Source organism: Leptolyngbya sp. BL0902 (assembly GCF_016403105.1).
Classification (GTDB): domain Bacteria; phylum Cyanobacteriota; class Cyanobacteriia; order Phormidesmidales; family Phormidesmidaceae; genus Nodosilinea.
Genome location: NZ_CP046155.1, coordinates 3,180,830 through 3,200,224, shown reverse-complemented (window position 1 = coordinate 3,200,224; position 19,395 = coordinate 3,180,830). Strand labels below are relative to the sequence as shown.

The 19,395-nt window shown below is 56.8% G+C and carries 29 protein-coding genes; 21 read left to right on the top strand and 8 right to left on the bottom strand.

Annotation, left to right across the window (positions count from 1 at the left end; all coding sequences use genetic code 11):
* Window positions 1-25 precede the first annotated feature (25 nt).
* From rpsM to GFS31_RS14100, 6 genes are all read right to left on the bottom strand, one after another.
* Entirely contained in the window at window positions 26-409 is a 384-nt protein-coding gene (rpsM, locus tag GFS31_RS14125; RefSeq protein ID WP_198805416.1) for a 30S ribosomal protein S13, read from the bottom strand.
* A 179-nt stretch (window positions 410-588) separates the two neighbouring features.
* Window positions 589-702 carry a 50S ribosomal protein L36 gene (gene rpmJ, locus GFS31_RS14120; protein ID WP_071527191.1) on the bottom strand — a complete coding sequence of 38 codons (114 nt, stop codon included), beginning with the start codon at window positions 700-702 and terminating at the stop codon, window positions 589-591.
* 242 nt (window positions 703-944) lie between these two features.
* Window positions 945-1,346: a photosystem II protein Psb27 gene (gene psb27 / locus GFS31_RS14115; protein WP_198805415.1), complete on the bottom strand. Its 402-nt coding sequence runs from the start codon at window positions 1,344-1,346 to the stop codon at window positions 945-947.
* A 188-nt stretch (window positions 1,347-1,534) separates the two neighbouring features.
* Window positions 1,535-3,403 (bottom strand): R3H domain-containing nucleic acid-binding protein, encoded by a 1,869-nt coding sequence (locus tag GFS31_RS14110; RefSeq protein ID WP_198805414.1) that lies wholly within the window; start codon window positions 3,401-3,403, stop codon window positions 1,535-1,537.
* Window positions 3,404-3,463: 60 nt separating this feature from the next.
* On the bottom strand, window positions 3,464-4,816 hold the full coding sequence (gene ldpA / locus GFS31_RS14105) for a circadian clock protein LdpA (protein WP_198805413.1): 1,353 nt from the start codon (window positions 4,814-4,816) through the stop codon (window positions 3,464-3,466).
* 45 nt (window positions 4,817-4,861) lie between these two features.
* Window positions 4,862-5,329 (bottom strand): NAD(P)H-quinone oxidoreductase subunit N, encoded by a 468-nt coding sequence (locus tag GFS31_RS14100; protein WP_198805412.1) that lies wholly within the window; start codon window positions 5,327-5,329, stop codon window positions 4,862-4,864.
* 620 nt (window positions 5,330-5,949) lie between these two features.
* Here GFS31_RS14100 and rplC point away from each other — a divergent pair.
* The 21 genes from rplC (at window position 5,950) to infA (ending at window position 17,143) form a co-directional block, all read left to right on the top strand.
* Window positions 5,950-6,585: a 50S ribosomal protein L3 gene (rplC, locus tag GFS31_RS14095; RefSeq protein ID WP_198805411.1), complete on the top strand. Its 636-nt coding sequence runs from the start codon at window positions 5,950-5,952 to the stop codon at window positions 6,583-6,585.
* 65 nt (window positions 6,586-6,650) lie between these two features.
* The gene (rplD, locus tag GFS31_RS14090) at window positions 6,651-7,283 is read left to right on the top strand and encodes a 50S ribosomal protein L4 (RefSeq protein WP_198805410.1); all 633 of its coding nucleotides are present in this window, start codon (window positions 6,651-6,653) and stop codon (window positions 7,281-7,283) included.
* Window positions 7,273-7,575 carry a 50S ribosomal protein L23 gene (locus tag GFS31_RS14085; RefSeq protein WP_263974939.1) on the top strand — a complete coding sequence of 101 codons (303 nt, stop codon included), beginning with the start codon at window positions 7,273-7,275 and terminating at the stop codon, window positions 7,573-7,575. Before rplD ends, GFS31_RS14085 begins: the two co-directional genes overlap by 11 nt.
* 56 nt (window positions 7,576-7,631) lie before the next feature.
* Window positions 7,632-8,495 carry a 50S ribosomal protein L2 gene (gene rplB, locus GFS31_RS14080; RefSeq protein WP_198805408.1) on the top strand — a complete coding sequence of 288 codons (864 nt, stop codon included), beginning with the start codon at window positions 7,632-7,634 and terminating at the stop codon, window positions 8,493-8,495.
* Between the two features lie 54 nt (window positions 8,496-8,549).
* Entirely contained in the window at window positions 8,550-8,828 is a 279-nt protein-coding gene (rpsS, locus tag GFS31_RS14075; protein WP_190496283.1) for a 30S ribosomal protein S19, read from the top strand.
* 22 nt (window positions 8,829-8,850) lie between these two features.
* Window positions 8,851-9,207 (top strand): 50S ribosomal protein L22, encoded by a 357-nt coding sequence (gene rplV / locus GFS31_RS14070; protein ID WP_198805407.1) that lies wholly within the window; start codon window positions 8,851-8,853, stop codon window positions 9,205-9,207.
* A gap of 110 nt (window positions 9,208-9,317) precedes the next feature.
* Window positions 9,318-10,052 (top strand): 30S ribosomal protein S3, encoded by a 735-nt coding sequence (gene rpsC / locus GFS31_RS14065; protein WP_190496279.1) that lies wholly within the window; start codon window positions 9,318-9,320, stop codon window positions 10,050-10,052.
* Between the two features lie 60 nt (window positions 10,053-10,112).
* The gene (rplP, locus tag GFS31_RS14060) at window positions 10,113-10,532 is read left to right on the top strand and encodes a 50S ribosomal protein L16 (RefSeq protein WP_198805406.1); all 420 of its coding nucleotides are present in this window, start codon (window positions 10,113-10,115) and stop codon (window positions 10,530-10,532) included.
* 4 nt (window positions 10,533-10,536) lie between these two features.
* A complete protein-coding gene (gene rpmC / locus GFS31_RS14055) occupies window positions 10,537-10,791 on the top strand; it encodes a 50S ribosomal protein L29 (protein ID WP_198805405.1) in 255 nt (84 codons plus the stop codon).
* Window positions 10,792-10,809: 18 nt separating this feature from the next.
* Window positions 10,810-11,061, top strand: a complete 252-nt coding sequence (rpsQ, locus tag GFS31_RS14050) for a 30S ribosomal protein S17 (protein WP_198805404.1) — start codon at window positions 10,810-10,812, stop codon at window positions 11,059-11,061.
* Window positions 11,062-11,072: 11 nt separating this feature from the next.
* Complete coding sequence (gene rplN, locus GFS31_RS14045) at window positions 11,073-11,438, top strand: 50S ribosomal protein L14 (protein ID WP_190496271.1); 366 nt, start codon at window positions 11,073-11,075, stop codon at window positions 11,436-11,438.
* Window positions 11,439-11,473: 35 nt separating this feature from the next.
* A complete protein-coding gene (gene rplX, locus GFS31_RS14040; protein ID WP_198808223.1) occupies window positions 11,474-11,785 on the top strand; it encodes a 50S ribosomal protein L24 in 312 nt (103 codons plus the stop codon).
* Between the two features lie 76 nt (window positions 11,786-11,861).
* A complete protein-coding gene (gene rplE / locus GFS31_RS14035; protein ID WP_198805403.1) occupies window positions 11,862-12,407 on the top strand; it encodes a 50S ribosomal protein L5 in 546 nt (181 codons plus the stop codon).
* A gap of 27 nt (window positions 12,408-12,434) precedes the next feature.
* Entirely contained in the window at window positions 12,435-12,836 is a 402-nt protein-coding gene (gene rpsH, locus GFS31_RS14030; RefSeq protein WP_190496265.1) for a 30S ribosomal protein S8, read from the top strand.
* Window positions 12,837-12,913: 77 nt separating this feature from the next.
* Window positions 12,914-13,453, top strand: a complete 540-nt coding sequence (rplF, locus tag GFS31_RS14025) for a 50S ribosomal protein L6 (RefSeq protein WP_198805402.1) — start codon at window positions 12,914-12,916, stop codon at window positions 13,451-13,453.
* A gap of 3 nt (window positions 13,454-13,456) precedes the next feature.
* Window positions 13,457-13,819 carry a 50S ribosomal protein L18 gene (gene rplR / locus GFS31_RS14020; protein ID WP_198805401.1) on the top strand — a complete coding sequence of 121 codons (363 nt, stop codon included), beginning with the start codon at window positions 13,457-13,459 and terminating at the stop codon, window positions 13,817-13,819.
* Window positions 13,820-13,897: 78 nt separating this feature from the next.
* On the top strand, window positions 13,898-14,419 hold the full coding sequence (rpsE, locus tag GFS31_RS14015; protein WP_190496259.1) for a 30S ribosomal protein S5: 522 nt from the start codon (window positions 13,898-13,900) through the stop codon (window positions 14,417-14,419).
* Window positions 14,420-14,440: 21 nt separating this feature from the next.
* Window positions 14,441-14,887, top strand: coding sequence for a 50S ribosomal protein L15 (rplO, locus tag GFS31_RS14010; protein ID WP_198805400.1), 447 nt, complete (start codon window positions 14,441-14,443; stop codon window positions 14,885-14,887).
* A gap of 102 nt (window positions 14,888-14,989) precedes the next feature.
* Complete coding sequence (secY, locus tag GFS31_RS14005; protein WP_198805399.1) at window positions 14,990-16,303, top strand: preprotein translocase subunit SecY; 1,314 nt, start codon at window positions 14,990-14,992, stop codon at window positions 16,301-16,303.
* Complete coding sequence (locus tag GFS31_RS14000; RefSeq protein ID WP_198805398.1) at window positions 16,303-16,857, top strand: adenylate kinase; 555 nt, start codon at window positions 16,303-16,305, stop codon at window positions 16,855-16,857. Before secY ends, GFS31_RS14000 begins: the two co-directional genes overlap by 1 nt.
* 61 nt (window positions 16,858-16,918) lie before the next feature.
* A complete protein-coding gene (gene infA, locus GFS31_RS13995) occupies window positions 16,919-17,143 on the top strand; it encodes a translation initiation factor IF-1 (RefSeq protein ID WP_006276978.1) in 225 nt (74 codons plus the stop codon).
* 100 nt (window positions 17,144-17,243) lie between these two features.
* On the opposite strand, the gene GFS31_RS13990 is transcribed toward infA, so the two are convergent.
* Both GFS31_RS13990 and GFS31_RS13985 read right to left on the bottom strand, forming a co-directional pair.
* A complete protein-coding gene (locus GFS31_RS13990) occupies window positions 17,244-18,296 on the bottom strand; it encodes a DUF1611 domain-containing protein (RefSeq protein WP_198805397.1) in 1,053 nt (350 codons plus the stop codon).
* The gene (locus GFS31_RS13985; RefSeq protein ID WP_198805396.1) at window positions 18,280-19,332 is read right to left on the bottom strand and encodes a mandelate racemase/muconate lactonizing enzyme family protein; all 1,053 of its coding nucleotides are present in this window, start codon (window positions 19,330-19,332) and stop codon (window positions 18,280-18,282) included. Before GFS31_RS13985 ends, GFS31_RS13990 begins: the two co-directional genes overlap by 17 nt.
* Window positions 19,333-19,395: the final 63 nt, after the last annotated feature.

The window sequence follows — 19,395 nt, the reverse complement described above, 5'->3', positions numbered from 1 at the left end:
ACTAGCTCAAAGCTGAGGCTAGGGTTTACTTCTTGGGTGCTTTCTTCTTGCCTGCCACCGTGCGACGGGTGCCGCCTCGGCGAGTGCGAGAATTGGTGCGAGTCCGTTGACCGCGCACAGGTAGCCCAGCCCGATGACGACGTCCCCGATAGGAGCCGATGTCCATCAATCGCTTGATGTTCATGCTCTCTAGACGACGCAGATCCCCTTCAACCTGGTAGTCGCTTTCAACGGCATCCCGCAGTTTAGCGACATCCGTATCCGTCAGATCTTTGACCCTGATGTCAGGGCTGACCCCAGTCTTCGCTAGAATTTCCTTGGAGCGGGTGAGGCCAATACCGTAGATGTAGGTCAGGCCAATTTCAACTCGTTTGTCGCGTGGCAAGTCCACGCCTGCTATCCGTGCCACCTAAACTATCTCCCCAAACATTGAGCTTATTCCCAGAGCATTGATGCTGACGGCTAAGGCTGTGTTTCCCGTAATCGCCTAGTGCCAAAGGCACAAGTCCAAGAAGGCGACCGAGGTATTCCGAAACCTATCTAATCCTGTACTTACTCAGCAAGCCGATGGCTTACCCCCAAACCTCGCTAACCTTGGCGTTGCTTGTGTTTAGGGTTAGAGCAAATCACCATGACTCGCCCTCGACGGCGAATCACCCTACACTTGTCGCACATTTTGCGAACAGACGCACGGACTTTCATGTCCAACTCGCACTTCACTACAGAATTGCTATCCTAGCAAAGGGATGTCCATATCGTCAAACATCGGTTTGATCTCTCCTTGCTTGGCTGCGATAAGCTCAGCCTGAGCGGGATTGGTCTTTAAGGTGGGGGAAGGGGTCGGGATTCAGTATCAGACTTCCAATCAATCTTCCAATTAATCTAAAAAACCCGCTGGGGCGGGTTCTGGTAAGCGATTTGTCCTCAGTCTAAGTCTTAGACGGTTAGGCTTCTCGCTTGAGTGCGGCCTCTACTTGCTTCAGTTCTTGCTCAACTCGGGTTTTGAGCTTTTCGGGCAGGGGCCGATTGGGGTAGGAACTGTAGTGCCCTGCGATGGCATTCAGGGCAGTACGCATGGTGGTGAAGGAGCTCAGGGTCGCCACGGAGGAATCCCGGCGGTAGCGGGAGGCAAAGTCGCTGATCACAACTTTAGCGGTGGCCTGGGCTTCGGCCTTGGCTGGATCATCGTCAGGGAGCGTGATGGCAGTTCTGAGGCTATCAACGAGCATCAGGGTATCCTGGCGGTAGTCCCCGGAGAGAAGGCCGCTGGTGCCAGCGCTACACCCGGTGAGGCCAATGACTGCAACGAGCATCAGCGCAAATAAGCGAGAAAGTAGGGTTTTCATAGGCGTCTTGGAAGAATTTCAAGGCCGAACGACCAGCGATCAAGGCCGATTAAGCGTCATTCAGGTCTTCCTATTTTATATTGAGCGGTGATCTAAGACGTTCTCTTCCTCAAAATGCTTCCTAGCCAAAGTCCTCGCCCTGCCATAGCCCTGTCCTCAGGACGATGGAGAGGCAGGGCTAGGGTGGTTTAGGCCGGGTAGATACGCAGGCGTCGGTTGGGTTCCTCGCCGCAACTGAGGGACTTCAGGCGATAGTGTTCCGCGAGTTCGTGCTGCATTTTGCGGATGCGGGCGGAGCGGGGCAGAAGTTCTACGGGTTGCCCTTTAGGAATCACAATTTGCTCGACGGCGAGGCGGGCTTCCTCTAGGGCTTCCAATTCATCTTCGCCACCACTGTGGGTAAACAGCTCTAGGTTGACGGATTCAGGGTCGTCGTCTAGGCGCAGGAGACGCTGAAGGGCGCGGGTAATTTGGGGAATGCTGTTGGCCTTCACCAGGTGAACCGGGAGGTTGCGCCCCTGGGCCATGTGTTTGAGTTTGGCCTGGGTTTTGCTGTGGGATCGTAGCGCCAGCACGGCATCGGCGTTATCGAGATCCTTGGTAATCACGACGGGCATTCCCATCGTCTGGATGACGCGCTCAATTTGATGGCGACTGACCCCATAGGGATAGAGACGCAGGCTGTCCCCTAGGGCATTCTCTAAATCTTCGCGGTCGTCCGCTGGCTCCAGTAGCTCCATCCACTCAGACCGGGGCTGAGGTAGGGGGGCATCGCTGCCGAGGCTGGCCCGCAGGTAGGATCCGTTGTCTAGGCTGCGGCGAGATGGGCTGTTGGGGGGCATCATTTGGCCAGCGGCCCGCCAACCTAGACCCGACCGGGAAGGCTTGGACACTTCCCGCCCAGAACCGGGGAGTTCGTGGGTGATGATCACCTTTTGGTTTTCGTCTACGGTGCGAATTTGCTGACCGGGCTGGCGACCCCGCAATAGGTTGTCGATGGTGACGGTCACGTCGTCATGAACCACCCAGCGCTGACGCTCCAGCATTTCCACCGCAATGTCAAAGGTGGGCGGGGCCTTGCGTTCCAGCACGCTTTTCTGACTGCCTCGGCGGCGGGCTTCCTCATCGCCCAGGGTAACGGACTGGATGCCGCCAATCAGGTCGGAGAGAGTGGGGTTTTTGATCAGGTTTTCCAGCCGATTGCCGTGGGCCGTGCCGACGAGCTGCACCCCCCGTTCGGCAATGGTGCGGGCCGCGAGAGCTTCTAGCTCTGTCCCGATTTCGTCGATGACGATCACTTCTGGCATGTGGTTTTCCACCGCCTCGATCATCACCCGATGCTGTTCCTCTGGACGGGCCACCTGCATCCGACGGGCGCGGCCAATGGCGGGGTGGGGAATATCGCCATCGCCCGCAATTTCGTTGGAGGTGTCGATGATGACGACCCGTTTTTGCAGATCATCGGCCAAAACGCGGGCGATTTCGCGCAGGGCGGTGGTTTTCCCTACCCCAGGACGCCCCAGCATCAGGATCGACTTCCCGGTTTCCACTAAGTCGCGAATCATGCCGATGGTGCCAAACACGGCTCGACCCACCCGGCAGGTCAGCCCAATGATGGTGCCGGAACGGTTACGAATAGCGCTGATGCGGTGGAGGGTTTTTTCAATTCCGGCTCGGTTATCGCCGCCAAAGGTGCCCACCCGCTCAATGCAGTGTTCCAAATCTGCGTGGGTGACAGGCGTTTCCGACAGGTACTCCACACCGTTGAAAAACCGGGCTTCGGGCAAGCGCCCTAAATCCAGCACCACTTCTACCAGGCTAGCCCGCTGGGGATGCTGAGTGACGCTGTCTCGAATGCTGGGGGGCAGAATGCTGAGAAGTTGGCCTAAATCGTCGGTGATATCGGTGCTGGTTTGGAGGTTGGCCTGGGGTGGGGCAGCGGTGGCAGACGGGTTGGGTTCAGTAGACGGGGCAGCGGGGGCAGGTGAGCTAGCAGAGGGCGACTCAACCTTTGGGGAATTGTTAGCCAAGGACTGGGCGTTGTGATCGCTAACCATAGATTGCTGGGGACGAATGCCCACAATTTTAAAGTAATCGGCTTGAATTGGCTTGATCCCTCAGGGGTTTCTGACATCGCCAGGGGCTTTAGCCTCACCGCCTGCCTTCAATGCCCCGACAAGCTGCCGGGCTTGGTCAATGGCCACCTTCAGATCGCCTGTACTGTCTATTGTAGAAAGAGATTCAGATTTTTGGGATCGGCCCAGGTCATCGGTGGCGTCTAGGGCGTCCTCTAAATGCCTCACGACTCCCGATGGAGAGGCGATCTCTACCTTTCCCAACTCCAGCAGTCCCGGCAACGTCGGCTCCAGCTTTTCCAGGATAGGCATCACCAGCGTACGGGCGTAGCTGCCGTAGGCGATCCCGGCAATTCTCCGCTGAGGGTGATGACCTATGGCCGGAGTAGGATCCGTGGTTGGCCCATCTGAATAATCCATCTGGGTAGAGGAATCAGGCCGCACGAGGCCCAGTTCCCGAAGTTTGGAGGCTGTGTAGCCGTTGGTGCCCCCCGCCAGTTGGACATATCCCGGCAAGTTGGTGGCTAACACCTTTTGGGCAAGGCGAATGGTGGCGTGGGTGGTGCCTTTGCCCAAATCGCCGCTCATCGGTCGGCCATCGGTTTGCCAAATCAAGGGAATATCCAAGGGAGCCATGATCGCGTAGAGATCCTGAAGGTAAGCTTCAAGGTGAGGATCGTCTGGGCAACTAATCGACACTAATTTGAGATGGTTGCGCCAGGGTTCTAGACGCCGCCACAGGGCTGCAAATTCCCGCTGTCGCCCCGCCTGGGTATGGATTTCCACCGCATCCACCAGACTCAGCGCCTCCGCCGAAAAGTCCTCGGGCCTCGCCTGGTGAGACTGCGCCACAATATTCTGCACCGGACAAACCGCAATGCAGCGCCCGCAGCCGTAGCAGAGGTTGGGGATCACGCCCGACAGGTCGGGGGACGCAGAAGGTTCTAGGGATGCATCCGCAAACTGAATCGCCTGGGTGGGGCAAAGGGTTTCACAGGGGCGATGACAATCCGGCGGACACCGATTCGGATCAAAGTGAGCCTTCCGAAAATGAGGATCTTCGCTGTCGTTGAGGCTCACCATCAGCCAGGGTAAGTCTTGACCAAGATAGTGCCATATGCCTGGTGTCGCTGAAGTATTCGTCTGGTTCAGGGATTCGTCCCTAGCCCACCGCTTTACCAAACTCTGGGCATCTGCTAACCCTTGCCGCGCCGCTGCCACCACCGCCACATCCGCTGCCACGTCCACACAGTCCACACCTGCCAGGGCGTAGATCATCGCCAGCCGCCGGATGGTGGGCATATCCTGATAGCTTGCGCCACAAATTAGCTTCACCCATTGCCCTGCCTGGAGTGACTGGTAGGGTGTGGGTTGAGGCTCAAACGCAACGGACAAGGCTGGGGAACAGGCCACAAAGATGAAGACGCAATCGGTGCAGGACTAGAGCAAATTAGCCAGTGGTTCCCAGCTAAAGTAGCGCTCTCCGCCCATTTCCACGACCACGCGCACACGGGGTTCGATCTGGGGCAAATTCACCAGGTAGGCGAGTTCTTGACGGGAGAGAATGTGTCCTTCGATCAGCCACAGCACCATCCCCTTTGCCTTGGGGGCCAAGGTGTCTAGGCGATAGGTCAGCATGGGTGGCACAAAGTAGGTGTAGCCCACGGCAGCGGAATTGCCGACGGTCTTTTTGCCCAGGTGGGGGGGGCGCACCCCGTGAACATCGGTCAAATAGGCGGCAATATCGCCCAGTCCTCGGGCCGTGATGTTCATGGTTTCGTAGCCCTTGGCCTTCAGCCGACGCTCATAGCGGCCCTCAAAGCCTCCTTCCAAGGGCATTCGCACCGCAATGGCCCGGTGGGTTTCGACATCACGAATGAACCCTTTACCAGTGGTCAATAACGCCATACTTGCCCTCAAGTCGTCGATTAGTAGTCGATTCCGAGACTTAGAACCGTGTCTAGTAGCCCTAGGCGGAGCGCAAGGGTCGATTTTTCCTAAGAGACAGTCCCAAGACTACAGAAATTGTAATGCCATTGCGGCGGTATATCGACGGCCTAGGGGCGGCAATTCACCCAGGATTCCCTAGGGCTGTGATAATCAGGGCTAATCGCTGAATTTTTCCTGAATTGTCCCCAAAGGGTCTCCTGCTGGGTGCTTGAGGCCCTTTGGATGCCGTCCCGATGGCCAGATCAAAAAACTTTTGCCATGGCTATAGACATATCCATTTTAGGAATGTAATATAGTAAATCGCCGCCGAAAAGGATACTGAGGGGTCAGCGCACCGCTCAAGTCCTGGCAAATGGCTGTTTCGGTTCAGGGCCAGATAACGGCTGAGATCTTTACAGGGTCTTCTCCTTGAGCCTTCAGAAGCCAGCTTTCTTTTGAATAGTGACCGATTGAGTCAAGGAAGCTCTAAGAGCCTCTGCGTCTGAGTGACGTTCAAAAGTTGACGTAGTTGAGATGCGCATCAGCCTTCTGAGAAGGTGAAAGCGCATTTTGTAGTGTGTAAGTTAGGGAGAAAGGCTGTGGCAGTCGGTATTCTCGGCAAAAAGCTGGGCATGACCCAAATATTTGATGACGCGGGGAACGCCGTCCCGGTCACTGTCGTCCAGGCTGGGCCTTGCGTGGTAACGCAGGTGAAAACTCCAGATACCGATGGCTATGCGGCGATCCAACTGGGCTTTGATGAAGTGGCTGAAAAAGCCCTCAACAAGCCTGAATTGGGCCACCTGGCAAAATCTGGCAGCGCCCCCCTGCGCCACCTGAAAGAGTATCGGGTGGATGCGGCAGAGGGCTACGAACTCGGCCAAGCAATCACCGCCGAGTCCTTCGCCGCTGGTCAGTTGGTGGACGTCACGGGCAAGAGCATTGGTCGTGGGTTTGCGGGCTATCAAAAGCGCCACAACTTCCGCCGTGGCCCCATGGCCCACGGTTCTAAGAACCACCGCCTGCCCGGTTCCACCGGAGCGGGTACCACCCCTGGTCGTGTCTATCCCGGCAAGCGGATGGCGGGTCAGTTGGGCAACACCCAGGTGACGGTTCGCAAGCTGGAAGTGGTGCGGGTAGACAACGAGCGCAACCTGCTGCTGATTAAGGGCGCAGTTCCGGGTAAGCCCGGTGCGCTGCTGAGCGTTGCCCCGGCCAAATGGGTGAAGGCCTAGTCCCTCAAGCATTGAGATGGGCCGTTTTTGAGAGACTTTCGGAGTTGTAGGGATAGGTCAAGACAATGGTTGAGTGCGCCGTAAAAAACTGGGAGGGCCAAGAGGCTGGTAGCGCGACTTTAGATCTCAAAGTCGCCAGCGAAGAAACCGCCTCTCACATCGTCCACCGTGCCCTGGTGCGGCAGATGCATAACGCTCGGCAGGGAACGGTATCCACCAAAACCCGCGCCGAAGTGAGCGGGGGTGGTCGTAAGCCCTGGCGGCAAAAAGGGACGGGTCGGGCCCGGGCTGGCTCTAATCGCTCTCCCCTGTGGCGGGGCGGTGGTGTCACCTTCGGCCCCAAGCCTCGGGATTTCAGTGTCAAGATGAACCGCAAAGAGCGGCGTCTGGCTCTACGTACCGCGTTCCAAAGCCGGGTCGATGACCTGATTGTGGTCGAGGCGTTTGCCGACAAGTTTGAACGTCCCAAAACCAAGGAGCTGCTGGAGGCTCTGGGGCGTTGGGGAGCGGATATCGAGGGCAAAATTCTGCTGATCATCTCTGAAAAGCAAGAACTGGTCTACCTCTCTGCCCGCAACATCGAAAACGTCAAGCTGCTGACGGCGGCGAACCTAAACGTCCACGATTTGCTTGCCGCTGACCAGATTGTAATTACATCCCCCGCCCTTGAGGCCATTCAGGAGGTTTATTGTGACTAATACTGCGCCAACCCTGGCTGACATCATTCGTCGCCCCCTGGTGACTGAAAAGGCTACCCTACTGCTGGAAAACAACCAGTACGTCTTCGAGGTGGATCCCCGCGCCACCAAGCTCGATATCGGAGCCGCCATCGAAGAACTGTTTGAGGTCAAGGTGGTCTCCGTGAACACCTACAACCCTCCCAAGAAAAAGCGCCGCTATGGTCGCTTTGTCGGCAACCGGGCTCACTATAAGCGGGCCATTGTCACCCTCGCCGCTGGGGATTCCATTCCCCTCTTCCCTGATCTCTAAGGAATTTGATCTTAGAGACTTCCGCAACTTTTGCCGTGTAGCCAGCAAGTATTTCCATGGGCATCCGTTCTTACCGACCTTATACCCCGGGCACGCGTGAGCGAACTGTATCCGAGTTTGCCGAAATCACCCGCAGTGAGCCTGAAAAGTCGCTGACCCGATCCAAGCACCGTCCCAAGGGGCGTAATAATCGCGGCGTGATCACCTGTCGCCATCGCGGCGGTGGCCACAAGCGTCTTTATCGGGTGATTGACTTCCGCCGGGATAAAGTCGGCGTTCCCGCCAAAGTCGCTTCCGTTGAGTACGATCCCAACCGCAACGCTCGCATTTGCCTGCTTCACTACGAAGACGGCGAGAAGCGCTACATCCTGGCCCCCGCTGGTCTGACTGTGGGTAGCACCGTGGTGTCTGGTCCTGAGTCTCCCCTGGAAGTGGGGAATGCTCTGCCCCTGTACAAGATTCCTCTGGGTACCACCGTTCACAACATCGAGATGCAGCCTGGAAAAGGCGGTCAGATGGTGCGTTCCGCTGGTGCCGGGGCTCAGGTGGTGGCGAAGGAAGGGGACTATGTCACCCTGAAGCTGCCTTCTACGGAAGTTCGGATGGTGCGCCGCGAGTGCTACGCCACCATTGGCCAAGTGGGCAACGCCGATGTGCGGAACGTCAGCCTGGGTAAGGCGGGCCGTAAGCGCTGGCTGGGCCGTCGTCCTGAGGTGCGCGGTAGTGTAATGAACCCGGTGGATCACCCCCACGGTGGTGGTGAAGGTCGGGCTCCCATTGGCCGCTCTGGCCCTGTCACCCCTTGGGGTAAGCCAGCTCTGGGCTTCAAGACCCGCAAGAAGAAGAAGGACAGCGACAAGTACGTGGTACGGAAGCGTCGTCGGGTGTCCAAGCGGGGACGCGGTGGACGGAATGCCTAGGCTGGGCAAGGTACGTAACTGGACGGTATCAGATTGTTGTGTAGGGACTGAATCATGTCGCGCTCGTTAAAAAAAGGGCCTTTCGTGGCTGACCACTTACTCTCAAAAGTTGAAGCCCTCAATGCGAAGGGCGACAAGCAGGTGATTAAGACCTGGTCGCGGGCTTCGACGATTCTGCCCCAAATGATTGGGCATACCATCGCCGTCCACAACGGTCGCCAGCACGTTCCCGTCTACGTGACCGAGCAAATGGTGGGTCACAAACTGGGTGAGTTCGCCCCCACGCGAACCTTCCGGGGCCATGCCAAAAGTGATAAAAAAGCCCGTCGTTAGGTAGGTAGAGGAAGTTAGAGTCATGGCTGTAGATACCTCCGAGCAGGTTAAGGCAGTAGCCAAATATGTCCGGATGTCGCCCCGCAAAGTTCGTCGGGTGCTCGACCAAATCCGGGGCAAAAGCTACCGAGACGCGCTGATTATCCTGGAGTTCATGCCCTACAAGGCCTGTGAACCTATCATCAAGGTGCTGCGGTCGGCGGTGGCCAACGCTGAGCACAACAATGGCCTCGATCCGGCGAGCCTGGTGATTAGCGAAGCCTTTGCGGATGCAGGCCCAACCCTGCGCCGCTTCCGCCCCAGAGCCCAAGGTCGGGCTTACCAAATCCGTAAGCCCACCTGTCACATCACCATCGCCGTTGCTCCGGCGGTTGAGTAGGGCGCTGGGTCAAGGCTTAATTGAGTTACGTTGAGTATTCAGCACCGTCATTGTTTAGCAGCAAGCATTCAGCAGCAGTCATTCAGCAATACTTTGCAGAGGGTTAGTTCGTGGGACACAAGATTCATCCAACCGGGTTTCGCCTAGGCGTGGTTCAGGAGCACCGCTCCCGCTGGTTTGCGGAGGGAATGCGCTACCCTGAACTGCTCCAAGAGGATCATCGTATTCGCGAGTATGTTCAGAAGACCCTGAACAACGCGGGGATCGCCGATATTCGGATCGAGCGCAAGGCCGATCAGATTGATCTCGAAGTTCGCACCGCCCGTCCTGGGGTGGTGGTGGGCCGAGGCGGTGCCGGGATTGAATCCCTCCGGGTGGGTCTGCAAAAGCTGCTGAAGGATTCTAGCCGTCAAATTCGGGTCAACGTGGTGGAAGTGAGCCGCGTGGATGCCGATGCGGCCCTGGTGGCGGAATACATCATTCAACAACTGGAGCGTCGGGTGTCCTTCCGCCGCGTGGTGCGTCAGGCCATCCAGCGGGCTCAGCGGGCTGGGGTTGAAGGCATCAAAATCCAGGTGAGCGGTCGTCTGAACGGGGCTGAAATTGCCCGGACAGAGTGGACTCGCGAAGGTCGGGTGCCCCTACACACCCTGCGGGCCGATGTGGACTACGCCTACACTACCGCCCAAACCACCTACGGCATCCTGGGCGTTAAGGTCTGGATCTTCAAGGGTGAGATTATCCCTGGCCAAGAAGAGCAGGCTCCGGCCCCCAGCAATGCCCAGCCTCGTCGCCGTCAGCCTCGCCGTCGCCAGCAATTTGAAGATCGCTCCAACGAAGAATAACGGCTGACCCTACGTTTTCTCGAACTAACTTTTGACCTGTGAATTGACGAGTGCCGAGCCATGCTTAGTCCAAAACGAACAAAATTTCGCAAGCATCACCGTGGCCGTATGCGCGGAATGGCCCAGCGGGGCAGCGACATCAGCTTTGGGGATTTCGCCCTTCAGGCCACTGAACCCTGCTGGTTGACCTCTCGCCAGATTGAGGCCGCCCGTCGAGCCATGACCCGCTATGTCCGCCGGGGTGGGAAAATCTGGATCCGAGTGTTCCCCGATAAGCCTGTCACCATGCGCCCTGCGGAAACCCGGATGGGCTCCGGTAAAGGGAACCCCGAATACTGGGTGGCGGTGGTGAAGCCCGGTCGGATTGTCTTTGAAATTGCTGGAGTGCCTGAGGCAACGGCCCGTGAAGCCATGCGACTGGCGGCCTTCAAGCTTCCCTTCAAGACCAAGTTTATTGTTCGAGACAGCAAGGAGGCCTAGGGTCATGGCACTACCCAAGATTAAAGAGGCGCGAAGCCTGAGTGATGCTGAACTGCTAGAGGCCATCGTTGAAGCCAAGCGCGATCTGTTCCAGCTTCGGTTTAAAAAGGCCACTCGTCAGCTGACTAAGGAAGTTCATCAATTTAAGCACACGCGTCATCGCCTAGCTCAGTTGATGACGGTGCAACGGGAGCGGGAACTAGCCGCCGCTCAAGCTGCCGAGGCGACTTCGGCCACAGCAGAATCGGTATCAGCATAGGGGAGATAGGGAATCCAGATGGCGGTTAAAGAACGAGTAGGAACGGTAGTGAGCAACAAGATGGATAAAACCGTCGTCGTTGCCGTGGAAAGCCGCTCCGCCCATCCCAAGTACGGGAAAATTGTGGTTAGCACCAAGCGCTACAAAGCCCACGACGAAGACAATACCTGCCAAGAGGGCGACCGTGTTCGCATTCTTGAAACCCGTCCCCTGAGTCGGACGAAGCGCTGGGTCGTGGCTGACATTGTTAACAGAGCGGCAGACGCCTAGCGGGGGAACTCATGATTCAGCAAGAAACCTATCTCAATGTGGCCGACAACAGCGGCGCTCGTAAGTTGATGTGTATCCGGGTTCTGGGCGGCAACCGTCGCTACGCCGGAGTGGGCGATGTGATCATCGCCGTTGTGAAAGATGCCATCCCCAACATGGCCGTGAAGAAGTCTGACGTGGTTCGGGCCGTGGTGGTTCGCACCAAGAAAGGGCTCCGTCGCACCAGCGGCATGAGCATTCGCTTCGATGACAACGCAGCGGTGATCATCAACCAAGACGGCAACCCCAAAGGAACGCGGGTGTTTGGCCCCGTAGCGCGGGAACTGCGGGATAAGAACTTCACAAAGATCGTTTCCCTGGCACCGGAGGTACTGTAATGGCAACGTCTACGAAGAAACCCGTTCGGTACAAAATGCATGTCCGCAAGGGCGACACCGTGCAGGTGATTGCCGGACGTGACCGGGGCAAGGTGGGGGAAATCCTAGCCGTAAACCCCAAGAAAAGCCAGGTGATTGTGCAGGGCGTCAACATTCGCACCAAGCACGTTAAGCCTCAACAAGAGGGTGAGTCTGGCCAGATTGTGACCCAAGAAGCGCCCATCCACAGCTCCAATGTGATGCTGTATTCCGAGAAGGAAAAGGTCGCCAGCCGCATCGCCTACACCTTTGATAAAGACGGTCGTAAGGTGCGGATGCTGAAAAAAACAGGCGAAATCATCGACTAGGCTCCGGCCCCTCTCGCTGCTCTCGATCCTTTAGTTGTATTCCTGACCCAGCCCAGGAAAGAAGTAGATACCATCCATGACAGACCAGCTCAAAACGTTCTACAAAGACACCGTCGTACCGAAACTGATGGAACAGTTTAAGTACGAAAACATCCACCAGGTGCCTAAGGTGGTCAAAGTCACGGTAAACCGTGGCCTAGGGGAAGCTTCCCAAAACGCTAAGGCGTTGGAATCCTCCCTGAACGAACTGGCGCTGATTACGGGCCAACGTCCCGTCGTCACCCGCGCCAAGAAAGCCATTGCAGGCTTCAAAATTCGTCAAGGGATGCCTGTGGGGGTGGCCGTTACCCTCCGTGCGGATCGGATGTATTCCTTCCTGAACCGCCTGATCAACCTGGCTCTCCCCCGAATCCGTGACTTCCGTGGGATTAGCCCCAAGAGTTTTGATGGTCGTGGGAACTACACCCTGGGTCTGCGAGAACAGCTCATTTTTCCAGAGATTGAGTACGACGGTATCGATCAAATTCGCGGCATGGACATCACCATTGTGACCACGGCCAATACCGACGAAGAAGGGCGAGCGCTACTCAAGGCATTGGGTATGCCATTCCGGGACAACTAACACAGGTTTATACGCGAAATTAGGACTATGGCTGCTAACGACACAATTGCGGATATGCTGACTCGCATTCGGAATGCGAACTTGGCGCGGCACCAAACCGTGAATATTCCCTCGACCCGGATGACTCGGAGTATTGCCAAGGTACTCAAGGAAGAAGGATTTATCACCGATTACTCTGAGGCGACTGAAGATGATCGGCCCCAGTTGGTGATTGCCCTGAAGTACAAAGGTAAAACTCGTCAGCCCATTATTCGCAACCTAACGCGTGTTAGCAAGCCTGGTCTGCGGGTGTATTCCAACCGGAAAGAACTGCCTCGGGTGCTGGGGGGCATCGGGATTGCGATCATTTCTACCTCCAGCGGCATCATGACCGACCGCGACGCCCGTCGCCAAGGGATTGGCGGTGAAGTGCTCTGCTACGTTTGGTAGAACAGCGTCGGCTTCGGTTTTGGGTCTGTCCAAAGACCCAGTGTTATTGAGTGCTAAGGATTTAGGAGTATTGCATCATGTCACGTATTGGCAAACGGCCAATTCCTATTCCGGCTAAGGTGTCAATTACGATTGACGGCCGGGATGTTCAGGTGAAAGGGCCAAAGGGCGAACTGTCCCGCACCCTGCCTACCGGGGTGGTTATCCTTCAGGAGGGTGACACGGTTCTGGTGAATCGTGTGGATGATTCTCGGCTGGCACGGGAGCGTCATGGTTTGTGCCGCACCCTGGTGGCGAACATGGTTGAAGGGGTGGCTAACGGCTACCAAAAGCGCCTGGAAATCCAGGGGATTGGGTATCGGGCTCAGGTTCAAGGCCGCAATCTCAACCTGAGCTTGGGCTACAGCCATCCGGTGGTGTTTGAGCCCCCTGCTGGCATTGAGTTCGCCGTTGAAAACAACACGAACGTCATCATCAGCGGCATTGACAAAGAGCTGGTGGGAAACATCGCTGCCAGTATTCGGGCTAGCCGTCCCCCTGAGCCCTATAAGGGCAAGGGCGTTCGCTATGCCGGGGAACAGGTTCGACGTAAGGCTGGGAAGTCAGGTAAGAAGTAAGCCATGAAAGCAAGTCGTAAAGAATTAACCCGTCGTCGCCACGCCCGCATCCGTCGGCGCGTGTTTGGCACCCCTGAGCGGCCTCGTCTGGCGGTATTTCGGTCTAACCAGCACATCTACGCTCAGATCATTGACGATACCGCCCATCACACCCTAGCGGCGGCGTCCACCCTGGAGTCCGACGTTCTCGAAAAAGACGCCTCCGGTGCTACCCAGGAAGCGGCGGCAGCGGTGGGTAAAGCGTTGGCGGAACGCGCTCTGAAGGCTGGGATTACCCAGGTGGTCTTTGACCGGGGCGGCAAGCTCTACCACGGTCGTGTGGCGGCTCTGGCAGAGGCGGCTCGGGAAGCAGGGCTAAGCCTGTAACCTCCAACGAGCACCGTTCGTTAGATACCCATAGATACCCATCGAATTTCGCGGAACACAACAAGGCTGGGGAAAAGCATGGCAAACCGTCGTAAAGAAGCACGTACCAAAGAAAAGAAAACCGAGTGGCAAGAGCGGGTCGTTCAAATCCGCCGGGTGACGAAGGTGGTAAAAGGGGGCAAAAAGCTCAGCTTCCGGGCCATCGTGGTGATTGGCAATGAAAAAGGCCAGGTTGGCGTTGGCGTTGGTAAAGCCAGCGATGTGATCGGGGCCGTCAAAAAAGGCGTCGCCGATGGCAAAAAGCATCTGGTCGATGTGCCCCTCACTCGCTCCAACTCCATTCCCCATCCCTCCAGCGGTGTGGGCGGTGGTGCTAAGGTCTTCATGCGGCCTGCGGCTCCCGGTACCGGGGTAATTGCCGGGGGTGCCGTGCGTACCGTGCTAGAGATGGCGGGCGTGAAAAACGTGCTGGCCAAACAGCTTGGCTCTAACAACCCCCTCAACAACGCCCGCGCCGCAGCCAATGCCCTGGCCTCCCTCCGCACCTTCTCCGAGGTAGCCGAGGAACGCGACATTCCCGTTGAAAACCTGTACGTTTAGACCCTTTACCTTGACTAGGCCATGAGAATTAACGACGCACAACCCCAACCTGGCTCTAAGCGCCGCCGTCGCCGGGTAGGCCGGGGTATCTCGGCGGGCCAAGGGGCAAGCTGTGGGTTTGGGATGCGGGGTCAAAAATCCCGCTCTGGTAGCGGCACCCGCCCCGGCTTTGAGGGTGGTCAAATGCCCCTCTATCGCCGGATTCCCAAGCTGAAGCACTTCCCCTTGGTGAACCAAAAGCAGTACACCATCATCAACCTGAAGTCTCTGACCGATCTGGCAGCGGGTACGGAAGTGACTCTGGATTCCCTTCTGGATGCGGGTATCCTTACCACCAACGACGGGCCTCTGAAAATCTTGGGTGATGGCGAAGTGTCCGTGGCGCTGAATGTGAAAGCAGCGGCCTTTACCCAATCTGCCAAGACCAAGATTGAAGCGGCAGGCGGCACCTGCGAAGTGGTGGGTTAGCCCGGTTGGGCCTCTATCCCTTAGACTAAGTCTAGGGTAATAACACCTGTGTGTTTCACTCTACTTGTTGAAAAAAGGCGCTAAGGTTCGAGGAGCTATTGCATGGTCGTTAATCGGGGTAAAACTCCAAGCGCTCAGGAAACCTTTATGCAGATGGCCCAAGCCGCTGGCTTGCGTAGTCGTCTATTGGTTACTCTGGGGCTTTTGCTCTTAGTTAGATTGGGGATTTTTATCCCGGTTCCCGGTATTGATCGGCAGGCCTTTGCGGCGTCCATCCAATCAGGAAGTCTGGGCGGAGTTGTCGGATTCCTCGACATCTTTGTGGGTGGCGGTCTATCTGCCCTAGGCATTTTTGCCCTGGGCATTTTGCCGTTCATTAATGCGTCCATCATTATTCAGTTGTTGACGGCAGCGCTCCCAGCTCTGGAAGACCTACAGAAGAATGAAGGGGAAGCAGGACGCCGGAAAATCTCTCAGATCACCCGCTACGTGGCTCTGGGGTGGGCGATTCTGCAAAGTACCCTGCTGTCCTCCTTCCTGCTCTACCAATTTGCGAGAGAGCCCGGTATTCCCTTCGTCTTTGAGACGGTCGTGGCCCTCACGGCTGGATCGATGTTTGTCATGTGGGCTGGGGAACTGATTACCGAGCGCGGTATCGGCAACGGTGCTTCGCTGCTGATTTTCCTGAACATTGTGTCCACCCTGCCCCGATCCCTAGGGCAAACCGTTGAGCTAGCTCAAAGCGGAGATCGCAACATCGTCGGCGGTATCATCATCCTGATGATTACCTTCCTGGCCATGATTGTTGGGATTGTGTTTGTTCAGGAGGGCACTCGCCGGATCCCCATCATTTCCGCTAAGCGCCAGGTGGGACGGAAAATGTACCTGGAGCAGAGCAACTACCTGCCCCTCCGGCTTAACCAGGGTGGGGTGATGCCAATTATTTTTGCATCGGCGGTTCTGGTGTTGCCTATTTCGGTCACGCAGTACGTTACCAATCCAGCCTTCAACCGCTTTGTTAGTAACTACTTCAATCCGACCTCCTTGCTCTACGTGGTGGTTTACCTGCTGTTGATTTTGTTCTTCAGCTACTTCTATTCTTCTCTGGTGATTAATCCTGAGGATTTGTCCCGCAACCTGAAGAAAATGGGGGCCAGCATCCCAGGTATTCGCCCTGGTAAGGCTACGACGGATTACATCAGCCGCATCCTGAATCGCCTAACCTTCCTGGGGGCCATTTTCTTGGGATTAGTTGCGGTTGTCCCCAGTGCCGTTGAGAGTCTGACTCGTATTCCTACCTTCCGTGGCTTTGGTGCAACGTCTCTACTGATTTTGGTGGGGGTTGCCATTGATACGGCCAAGCAAATTCAGACCTATGTCATTTCCCAACGCTACGAAGGAATGGTGAAACAATAGTGACTCGACTCATTTTCTTGGGGCCACCGGGGGCTGGTAAAGGAACTCAGGCGCTGAAAATTGCGTCGGAGGCTGGCGTTCCCCATATTTCAACGGGAGATATTCTCCGTGCGGCGGTGGCTGAAGGATCCGACTTGGGCCAAAAAGCACAGCAATATATGAGTGCTGGGGAATTAGTTCCCGATGAGCTCATCCTGGATTTGATCAAAGAACGCCTCAGCCAAGACGATGCCCAGGTGGGTTGGGTTTTGGATGGCTTCCCTCGCAACGTCCCTCAGGCGGAATTTTTGGGCCAGTTGCTTGAGCAAATTGAGCAGCCCGCTGATTTCGTGGTTAACCTGGATGTGACCGATGAGGTCATTGTGTCTCGCTTGCTCAAGCGGGGTCGGGCTGACGATGAGGAGTCGGTGATTCGCCATCGATTAGAAGTCTATCGTCAGCAAACTGAGCCGCTAATTGATTTCTATCGCAGCCGCCAGCAACTGGTTTCGGTAGATGGCAATCAGCCCATGGAAGCGGTTTACGCTTCTCTTCAGCAGGTGATTGCCGCTTAAATGACACCTAGAGATGGGTCTTGAGCCTATTGTTTAAGTACTACGTAGAGGAGAGTTTCACTTGTCTAAGCAGGATCTCATTGAAATGGAAGGCACCGTGACGGAGTCCTTGCCGAACGCCATGTTTCGGGTGGATCTCGACAATGGCTTTAACGTCTTAGCCCACATTTCCGGCAAAATTCGCCGTAATTACATCAAAATCCTGCCTGGAGACCGTGTGAAGGTGGAACTTACCCCCTACGACTTGACCAAAGGCCGCATTACGTACCGTCTTCGCAAAAAGTAGGCTGATTCGCCTGAATTATCCCTGCTTGGGTGTAATCTTGTCTGCGCCTGAAACCCCTTTCCCTGGTGTGGGAGAGGGGTTTTGGCTTATACCCAGGATGTCAAATGGGATAAGCTAGAATCGCATTCAGTAACAGATCGACGCCGTGGCGGAAGGGATCGGTGCAGGGTAGACCTGTGGCGGTTTGGGCCTCTTGAAGGGCTTGGGCTGCTTCTGCCTGGGAAAGATGCCCGGTATTCAACGCAATGGCGACCACCTTGCTGCCTGCAAAGGCTCCCCCGGCTCTGGAGACTTGTTCGTAAAGATCGACGACTTGAGGGAGGGGCGGAATCGGGACGTGGGGACAATTGGCGATGTGGGTTTGTCCTGCCCTGTGGCAGAGGATGAGGTGGGTGGGCTGGGAGCCGCGCAGGAGCGGTAGCGTCGCTGTGGAGGCCGGGTTTAGCAAAGATCCCTGACCTTCGATAAACAGGTAATCGTAGTCGTGGCCGTAGCGCAGGACAGCGGATTCAACGGCTCCAGAGGCGTAATCTACCCGCACGGCATCGAGGGCAACGCCATCGTCGCCCAACATGAGGTTGGTTTGGCCTGTGGCAATGACTTTCGACTTCAACCCTCGCCCCTGTGCCGCCCGGTTGAGTTCCAAAATGGTGGACATTTTGCCGACGGCCATATCGGTGCCAACAGCCAAAACTCGTTGGCAAGGGAGCTGGCTGGCTTGCCCCGTGCCGACGGTGAGCCCTGGCGGTTCTTGGCGCACATCCCAAATCCACTGGTTTGGCCCCAGGTGCGGCGCAAGGGCCGGATGCTGGGCGAGGGGCGTGTGCAGGCCGTTGACCAGGCTCAGTCCTGATTGAACGGCCTGCTCTAGTTCCTGGAACCACGGATCGGGAAGTTTGCCGCCGGAGGGAGCAATGCCGATGGCCAGCACGGTGGGGTGATAGGCTAGGGCCGCTGCCACCGACTCTACAACGGGAATGGCTTTTGGAATACCTGTGAGTTCCTGGAGAGAACGTCCTGCGGTCTGATAATCCACCACCGCCACGATGGGGGACGAGCTATAGCGCAGCATGGACAGCCCCGTTTTCCCCATGTTGCTTTGGGTGCCTTCGTGCATGAGGAGGGCGATGCGACTGTCAGCAGTGAGATACATGGGTGAGTCCAAGTCCGGGAGTTGAGGGGGGGAGGAGGCATCCTTGGGCCAGCGTGAGCCCGGTGAAGGGATCGTCTCGCAGGTTGAGGTGGCTATCGAGGTCGAGGTAGTCGGCCAGGGGAGACAGTTGGGCCATGGCTCCGTTGGCGAGGCTGCTGTCGGAATAACAGCCGAACATCACCTGCAACCTACAGGCGCGGGCGACGTGAATCATCCGCAGCACCTCGGTGAGGCCCCCCGCTTTCATCAGTTTAATGTTAATGCCATCGGCTAAGCTGGCGAGGCGCGGAATATCGGCGGTGTTGAAGCAGCTTTCGTCCACAAACACAGGGACGGGAGACTGTTGTCGGAGTTGGGGCAGTTGGTGATCGAGACCGACGGGCAGTGGTTGTTCGAGGTGGGTGATGCCGCGTTCCCCCAGCCATTGGGCCATGGTGATGGCTTGATCGAGGTTCCAGCCGCCATTGGCATCAACGCTGAGGCGAATATCGGTGGGAATGCCCTCGGCGATAGCCTGGAACATCGCCTGATCGGCCTCCAGTCCGGCGGGCTGGCCCAGCTTGATTTTGATCGACCGCGCCTGGGTTTGCTGTAGCCAGTCCTGGGCGCGTTGACAGGCGTCACTGGGGGCCATAATCCCCACGGTGACGGAGGTTGGGGAAATTTGACTCAGATCTAGCCCCAGCAGTTTCCAAATCGGCTGCTGCGTAGCCTTACCACACCAGTCCCACAGGGCCACATCCAGGGCGGCGCGGCTGGCGGACTGAAGGTTTAGGGGTTGGATGGCGGCTTCAATGGCTTGGCGATCCCAGGGATGATAATTCGCCAAGAGGGATGACAGATGAGCAAAGTCTTGCTGAAGCTGCTCCAGGGTTTGGTGCGTGGTGCCGATGGAAAAGGGAGCCGCCTCGCCCCAGCCCTCGATGCCGTCGGCTTGAATTTTGAGCCAGAGGTTGGTGGAGTTGGCCGTGGTGCCGCGACTGATGGTGAGCGGTACCCGCTTGTGGACGGTGAAGGGCTGAACGGACAGTTCCATGGTTTAGGTCATAAATCACTATAAAGTCTATTTTTTGGGTAACTTGAGCCTAGCGGATCAACT